Origin of the sequence: Halodurantibacterium flavum (genome assembly GCF_042681825.1) — a bacterium.
Taxonomy (GTDB): domain Bacteria; phylum Pseudomonadota; class Alphaproteobacteria; order Rhodobacterales; family Rhodobacteraceae; genus Halodurantibacterium; species Halodurantibacterium flavum.
This window is the reverse complement of the sequence record NZ_JBHUGH010000027.1, coordinates 1-7,212: the sequence shown is the minus strand read 5'-3', so window position 1 is coordinate 7,212 and position 7,212 is coordinate 1. Positions and strand designations below refer to the sequence as shown.

6 protein-coding genes and 2 pseudogenes are annotated in these 7,212 nt (G+C 61.8%); 6 read left to right on the top strand and 2 right to left on the bottom strand.

Annotated elements, in window-relative coordinates:
* The 5 genes and pseudogenes from ACFSGJ_RS17345 to ACFSGJ_RS17325 form a co-directional block, all read left to right on the top strand.
* Positions 1-495 (top strand): GlcG/HbpS family heme-binding protein (locus ACFSGJ_RS17345; RefSeq protein WP_390264730.1); only part of this gene is annotated, 495 nt, incomplete at its 5' end.
* A gap of 162 nt (positions 496-657) precedes the next feature.
* The gene (locus ACFSGJ_RS17340; protein ID WP_390264728.1) at positions 658-1,776 is read left to right on the top strand and encodes an MFS transporter; all 1,119 of its coding nucleotides are present in this window, start codon (positions 658-660) and stop codon (positions 1,774-1,776) included.
* A gap of 350 nt (positions 1,777-2,126) precedes the next feature.
* Entirely contained in the window at positions 2,127-2,813 is a 687-nt protein-coding gene (locus ACFSGJ_RS17335) for a type 1 glutamine amidotransferase domain-containing protein (protein ID WP_390264725.1), read from the top strand.
* Between the two features lie 383 nt (positions 2,814-3,196).
* The gene (locus ACFSGJ_RS17330) at positions 3,197-3,949 is read left to right on the top strand and encodes an SDR family oxidoreductase (protein WP_417398447.1); all 753 of its coding nucleotides are present in this window, start codon (positions 3,197-3,199) and stop codon (positions 3,947-3,949) included.
* A 490-nt stretch (positions 3,950-4,439) separates the two neighbouring features.
* A pseudogene (locus ACFSGJ_RS17325) lies at positions 4,440-4,756 on the top strand (transposase); the annotation flags it as partial.
* 209 nt (positions 4,757-4,965) lie between these two features.
* Here the strand turns inward: ACFSGJ_RS17325 and ACFSGJ_RS17320 are convergent.
* Positions 4,966-5,160, bottom strand: a pseudogene (locus ACFSGJ_RS17320) (VOC family protein); the annotation flags it as partial.
* 114 nt (positions 5,161-5,274) lie between these two features.
* Entirely contained in the window at positions 5,275-5,835 is a 561-nt protein-coding gene (locus ACFSGJ_RS17315; RefSeq protein ID WP_390264722.1) for a TetR/AcrR family transcriptional regulator, read from the bottom strand.
* 82 nt (positions 5,836-5,917) lie between these two features.
* Between ACFSGJ_RS17315 and ACFSGJ_RS17310 the strand changes: the two genes are divergently transcribed.
* Complete coding sequence (locus ACFSGJ_RS17310) at positions 5,918-6,661, top strand: SDR family NAD(P)-dependent oxidoreductase (protein WP_390264719.1); 744 nt, start codon at positions 5,918-5,920, stop codon at positions 6,659-6,661.
* Positions 6,662-7,212: the final 551 nt, after the last annotated feature.

Genomic DNA, 7,212 nt, shown 5'->3' with positions numbered 1-7,212 from the left:
CGCGGTCATCCGCCCCGAGCGCGGTCGCCGGCATCGAGGGCGACGGCAACACAGAGCCATTTCCACAAAAGGAACATCCCTGTGACCAGAATGCTGGAAACCCTCACGCGGGAAGATGCCGGCAGGATGCTGGCCGCCGCTGAAGTCGAGGCGACCAGCATCGGCATTCCCTATTGCATCGCCGTTGTCGATGCGGCGGCACATCTGATCGCCTTCGTGCGCCAAGACGATGCCCAGCCCGGCTGTATCGAACTGGCCGTGAACAAGGCCTTCAGCGCCTGCATGTTCCGACAGCCGACCGAGATTCTTGGCTCCCTCAGCCAGCCAGGCGCAGAGCTTTACGGCCTTCAGCAGGGCCAGGGGGGCCGTGTCGTCATCTTCGGTGGCGGTATTCCTGTCTTTCGTTCAGGGCGCGTCATCGGAGCCATCGGCGCCAGTGCTGGCAGTGTTGATCAGGACATTGCCGTATCCGGCGCCGGTCTGGCCGCCCTCTGAATCCTTAATTATGAAAGGTCTCGGACCATGAACCTGCACATGCCAAAGCTGCCGGTCGACCCGGCTGAAACAAGGCGCACGATGCAAGAACCGCGCGCGCCGGAGCCGGTTTCCGCAGGCCTGCCCCTGTCTCTTGGCATCGCTTGCGTGCTGGCAGTCGGCATGGACCTGCGACCCGGCATAGCCTCCATCGGCCCATTGCTGCCGAAGCTCAACGAAGCCTTCGGCATCTCGTATGCTCAGGCCGCTTTTCTCACATCAATCCCGCCGTTTCTGATGGGTCTTCTTGCGCTTCCGGCCCCCCTTCTGGCACATCGGTTCGGGCGCAATCGCATGATCATCGCGGCCATGATCCTGATCACCCTTGCGACCGCCGCGCGGGCCTTGAGCGGGACGAGCCTCGTGCTGTTTCTCACGACAGCCGGAGTCGGTATGGGCATCGCTGTGGCCGGGGCGCTGATTGGTGGATTTGTGAAAAGCAACTATCCCCGGCAGGCGGCTCTGTTCATGGGCCTCTACGCAATGTCCCTGGGCCTGGGGGCCACAATTTCCGCTGCGCTGACGGGCCCCCTGTCGGACTTCGCACAGGATTGGCGCGTCGGTGCAGGCGTCTGGGTCTTGCCTGGCGTGACGGCAATTGCCGCCTGGTGCGTGATCGCGCGCCGCGAGAGCGCCCTCGCTGCGGTCGTCCCGGTTGCGGCGCCGCGCGCGGCACTCCCCGTGCGATCGGGTGCCGCTTGGCGGATCGCGTTCTATTTCGCGGCTAACAATATCCTTTTCTTCGGCTTCCTTACATGGCTCGTGCCCCTTTACCTCGATCGTGGGCAGGACACCGCGACGGCGGGGCTGATCCTGACAAGCTTCACGATTGCCTTCATGTGCGCGAATCCACTGCCGGGCCTGATTGGTGGTGGGAAGGACCGGCGCGTGCAGATCGGCATGGCCGCCGCGATCGCACTGGCAGGCATTTTGGGGGTCGCCCTGTTGCCGGGGACGTTGACCTTCCTGTTCGTGCCCGCGGTTGCCGTGGGCGTCGGGAGCTCCTTTACCCTTGGCATGACCTTGCCGCTCGATCACACGTCCAGTCCTCAGGAGGCAAACGCATGGAACGCTCTTGTCCTCGCTTTTGGGTACGGGCTGGGGGCGCTGGGTCCGCTGTTGGTCGGTCTGCTTTATACATGGTCAGGTGGCTTTGGCTTGCCGCTGTTGTTCCTCGGCGGCACGGCTGTCCTAATGCTTGGCATGACGCCTCTTCTGCGTGGAGATCGACCGGCTGCCTAGAGGTGAACTGGCAAGGGGACCGGGAAACGACCGGCAAGGTCAAGCCTAATCGAAGCTCGGCGCGGGGCGGATAAAAACGCCTCCAAGCGGCATAGTCGACTGGTCTACGCAACTACAGGGAACGGTGCGACTACACCCTTTAGTGTCTTTCCGCCTCTTTTACAGGATCCACCTACGCGACGTCGAAAGAAAGCAAGACCAGCACCGGCGCCGCAGCCTGAGCGCCGTCGAGCCAAGGCGGTTTCGGTAAGCTTGGGCCAGAGCGACCGGACGTTGGCCCGCAACACAGGACCTTAACGGGGACATCCCCGACAGCTGAAGTAGATAACTTAACCGAAGGAAAATCAGACATGAAAGTTCTAATCGTTCTGACATCGCACGACCAGCTTGGCGATACGGGCCGCAAGACCGGCTTCTGGCTGGAGGAGTTGGCTGCACCCTACTACGCGTTCAAGGACGCGGGGGCGGAGATCACCCTTGCCTCACCGAAGGGCGGGCAGCCGCCCCTCGATCCCAAGAGCAACGAGCCCAACTTCCAGACGGACCAAACGCGTCGGTTCGAGGCCGACAGCGAGGCCAACGAGCTTCTTGCAAACACGGCCAAGCTCGCGGATGTGTCCGAGGGGAACTTTGACACGGTGTTCTACCCCGGCGGTCACGGTCCGCTGTGGGATCTTTCGGAGAGCGCGGACTCGCGAGCGCTGATTGAAAGCTTTCTGGCGACGAACAAGCCGGTCGCCCTAGTCTGCCACGCGCCCGGCGTCCTGCGCCATGTCACGACACCTGATGGTCGGCCGCTTGTGAAAGGCAGGAAGGTCACGGGGTTCACCAACAGCGAAGAGGCCGCGGTCGGGTTGACCGAGGTGGTGCCGTACCTGGTCGAGGACGAGCTGAAGGCCAAGGGCGGGGTCTACTCGAAGGGGCCCGACTGGAGCTCGTACGTGGTGCAGGACGGCCTGTTGATCACGGGCCAGAACCCGGGCTCCTCTGCCGAAGCCGCGCAGCGCCTGATCAAGGAACTTGAGACGGCCGCATGACCACCTTCGCCGTGTTCATCCAAGGCAGTGTCACCGACCCCGCGGCGCTTAATCGCTACAGAGCGAACACGCCCGCGGCAAGGGACGCGCATCGCTCGCCTCTTACGGCCCTCACGTGGTGCTCGCGGGCGATCCAGTCGACGGCATCACGATCCTGAGCTTCCCCACGATGGAGACGGCGAAAGCCTGATACGCGCGTTCCGAACACTTCGCGGCGCGTCCGCATCGCGTACAGGGCAGCACGGACCAGGTCTACCCCGTCGAGGGAACAGACGGCTGACCCCCGATCTGTGGGATCACGCAGGCAACCAAGTGCGCCGTCATCGCACCAATGGCTACGGCGCGCAAAACAAAGGCCGCATCTCGCGACCTTTCCAAATCAGATGGAGAAGAAAATGAGTGAAGGAATCGAAGGAAAAATCGTCCTGATTACCGGCGGCAGCACGGGCCTCGGCGCGGAAACCGCGAAGCTGCTTGCAGCACGCGGCGCCCATGTCGCGGTGGCGGCGCGCCGCAAGGACCGGCTCAACGAGGTGGTCGCACAGATCGAGCAAGCAGGAGGTATGGCCCGCGCCTATACGCTGGACGTGACCGACAAGGCGCAGGTCGAAGCAGTCGTCGACGCGGTGGTCACCGATTTCGGCAGGCTGGACGTGCTGGTCAACAACGCGGGCCTCATGCCGATCCGCCCCATGTCGGAAGTGAATACCGGCGAGTGGGACCAGATGATCGACGTAAACCTCAAGGGCGTGCTCTACGGCATCGCCTCTGTTCTGCCGCGCTTCCTCGCGCAGGAAAGCGGACATATCATCAACCTCAGTTCAGTTGCGGGCATCAAGGTTTTCGCGCCGGGTGGCACCGTCTATTCGGGTACCAAGTTTGCGGTCAGCGCTATCTCCGAAGGGTTGCGGCAGGAAGTCGGCGCCAAGGTCCGCGTGACCTCAATCGAGCCCGGGGCCGTCGATAGCGAGCTAAAGCATGGCACTTCGGGCACCGCGACAGAGACGGTACTCGACTTTTACAAAGAGGCGATCCCCGCCTCATCGGTTGCCCGTGCCATCGCCTTTGCGATCGAGCAACCCGCCGATGTCGACATCAACGCAATCGTTCTGCGGCCGACCAGCCAGCAGTTCTAAGCAACACGCCCCACCAAGCAAAAGGGCGGCTGGATACACCCGCCCTTGTCGTGCTTCCCTCTCCCGCTGTGGCGCCTCCATCGCTTTTCCTTCCGTCTTCGGAGCAATCCCGGGGGCTTTCGGGCATCGCTGCAAGGCACCCTGTTCCTAGTCTATCACGACGTCACACATCGGCGGCACCTGTCGCCTCAAATAGCGGAGTTCTAATGAGTGACCTGCCCCCATTGGTCCCTTGGTCATAACGAGAGTCTGCCGGTTTGAGTTTGGTAGTCGGCGGATGGTTTCAGGACAAGCGCGCCGGGCGCGGCGCCCTCGGATAGCGCAAGCGTCCGGCCCGCTTCGCGCGGCGTGAGGTGCCGAGCGATGAGTGCGGCCTGACGGCGTTTGAACTTGCCCGGGAAAAGTGGAGAGCACCAACTGAGGAACCGGGAGGTGTTCTATGGAAAACGGAAACAGACCGACGCCGGAGTTTCGGCGTGAAGCGGTGTGACTGGCACTGGCCAGCGGCAGGACTCGGCGGGAGATCGCGGAGGATCTGGGCATCGGGTTATCGACGCTGACGCGGTGGCTGAGCCAAGAGGGTGATGTCATCGAGCCAAGTGAGGCACCGGTCGATTTACATGCCGAGCTGAAGCGGCTGCGACGGGAGAACGCGGTGCTGAAGCAGGAGCGCGACATCCTGAAAAAAGCCGCGGCCTTCTTCGCGAAGGAGGGAAGTCGATGACCTTCGGCTTCATCGAGGCAGAGAAGGCCAGCTTCCCGATCAACCGGATGTGCCGTGTTCTTGGAGTCAGCCAGAGCGGCTTCCGCAGCCACGCCAGTTTCTCGATTGCGAACAGCAGCCGGCACATATCAAAGGGCTCCGTGCATCGGCGGCCTGGGTCATAACTCAGGCGTTTCTGCCTCGGTCGAAATCCACCGTTTTTGGCGCGCGTAGAGCCGCCGTGACGCCTACGGCCAAGCGGCGTTTTGCAGAACGATGCGATAGCCGTCCGGATCTTCGAAGTGCGACCGTTGACGTCCGAATAGGGGTTGAAGGAAGCCACGGGCTCGAACCCCGCAGCTTGCATCCTCGCCACGCCTTCGCGCCAGGTCTCAGTGTCCGGCAGGTAAAAGACGGTCAGATTGCCCTTGGTCGGTGCGCGACCAGCCTCGTGCCCCTCTAACCGAGTGAATTCGAAATGATACCCGGCCCCTGGCAGCCCCAGCATCAGATCAAAGCAGACAGGATCATCCAGCAAGAACTCAGATGATCCGAACCTGCGTGCCGTTCGGGTCCTGCTCCTTGACCATCCCAGCGATCTGCGCCTCAGTGAAGCGGCTTGTTACCGAGAGGAATTCGCAATCCCGTCGATAAACACACCAACCAAGTGAGTGATGTGCGGATCAGGGGCGGGGTGTTCTTCCGTCGCAAGCGACACTGCTGTTGCTACGCAAACGATGTCGTCAAAGCTGATATCATGCCGAACCACCCCCGCCTTTTGCGCACGACGCAACAGACGATTACCCTCTTCACTGGTTGCGAGGCAGCCCGGCGTCCCGACCTGCAACACCGTTCCGAGCGAGGCTGCAAGGCCGCGGTAGACATTGCTGTATTGCACCAGCTCTTCCAGATATAGACGCAGCGCGCTCAGCGGGTCGAGATCAGCATCACGGGATCGGCTGGTCTCCGCAAAAGTCACGAAGCGGGCGCTATAAGTCGCCGCGAGAAGTTCTTCGCGGGTCGAAAACCGTCGATAAAGCGTCGCGACCCCCACCCCAGCCCGCCTCGCCACCTCGTCAAGATTGACGTTGGCCCCTCGCTCCAGAAACACTTCCTCCGCCGCCGCGATGATGCGTTCCCGGTTCCTCAGAGCGTCGGCTCTCAATGAGGTGTTGTCATTCAACGCTTTCTCCTTCCCGAACTTGCTAAGTGGAGGATAACTCCATATGCTAAGTGGAGCAACACTTCACTTAAAGGGGCAAATGATGGCGAATCGGTTTGATGACAAGGTCGTTGTGATCACAGGCGGCACAGATGGCATAGGGCTGGCGACAGCAAAGGCCTTCGCGAGCGCAGGTGCGCTGGTCTACATTACCGGCCGCAGCGAAATGCGCCTCGACGCCGCAGTCGCAGAAATCGGCAATGGCGCGGTCGGCATCCAAGGGGATGTCAGTAATCATGCCCATCTCGACCGCCTGTATTCCAGGATCAGGCGCGATCACGGTCGTGTGGACGTGGTCTATGCCAATGCTGGTGTGTCCGAGTCTGCCCCGGTGGACGAGATCGAGGACGACCATTTCGACCGGTTGTTCGACATCAACGTCAAGGGCACCGTCTACACCGTGCAGAAGGCCCTGCCATTGATGTCGGCCGGCGGCTCTATCGTCCTGGCGGGGTCGGGAGCTGGAAGCAAGGGCTTCGCCAACCTGTCGGTCTACAGCGCCACGAAGGCCGCTATCCGGTCGTTCGCCCGTACATGGACAACTGACCTGAAAGACAGAGGCATTCGAGTGAATGTGGTTTCGCCGGGCATGGTCTTGACCCCGGCCATGAGGACCTACTTGCAGAACAACAGTGGCGCCGAGGAGTGGATGAAGGGGGCCATTCCGTTCGGGAGGCTGGCCGAGGCCGACGAGGTGACAAAGGCAGTTATGTTCCTTGCATCGGACGAGAGCAGCTTCGTTGGTGGCGCAGAGCTGATGGTCGATGGTGGCTTTGTAGCTGTCTGACCACGTTCGCTGGAGGCCCGTCTGCAGCGCCGATGGCGGGAAGATAGGAGAGGTCGAGAACGTGCTGGGAGCTGACGCCAGCACCGCAAGTGCAGTCTCAGTGACTTCGGCGACAGCGTTGCCGAGGATGAGCGCATCGTCGAACCGTCGAGCCTGACGCTTGAAGGGGACCGGCTGGTCCTTGGTCTCGACGATGCGGCAGTCGGTGAGTTGCCTTTCCACCAAGTCTAAGCCTGAAGACAGGATCAGCGGCCTGCAACTGTCGCAGGCCGCACCCACTTTTGTGCAGCTTGCACGAACGGCCGCTTCAGGGAAGCTGCACTGCAGCGCCTGACAACGAACCCGTCGCAAATGTGCCGGCAATTCTTGCTGCGCCTGCAGTCGCCGCGGGAGACCTTGTATGTCCGTTCGACCGCATGTTCGATGCGTATTCCACGGAAGATGGGCATCGATTCCACGGCATCGTGGGCAGCCATTCCACGCCTCGGGCAGTCTGGCCGACTGGTGCATGGAGTCAGGCTCGACCCGTCGGGTCAAGCGGTTTCATCGCG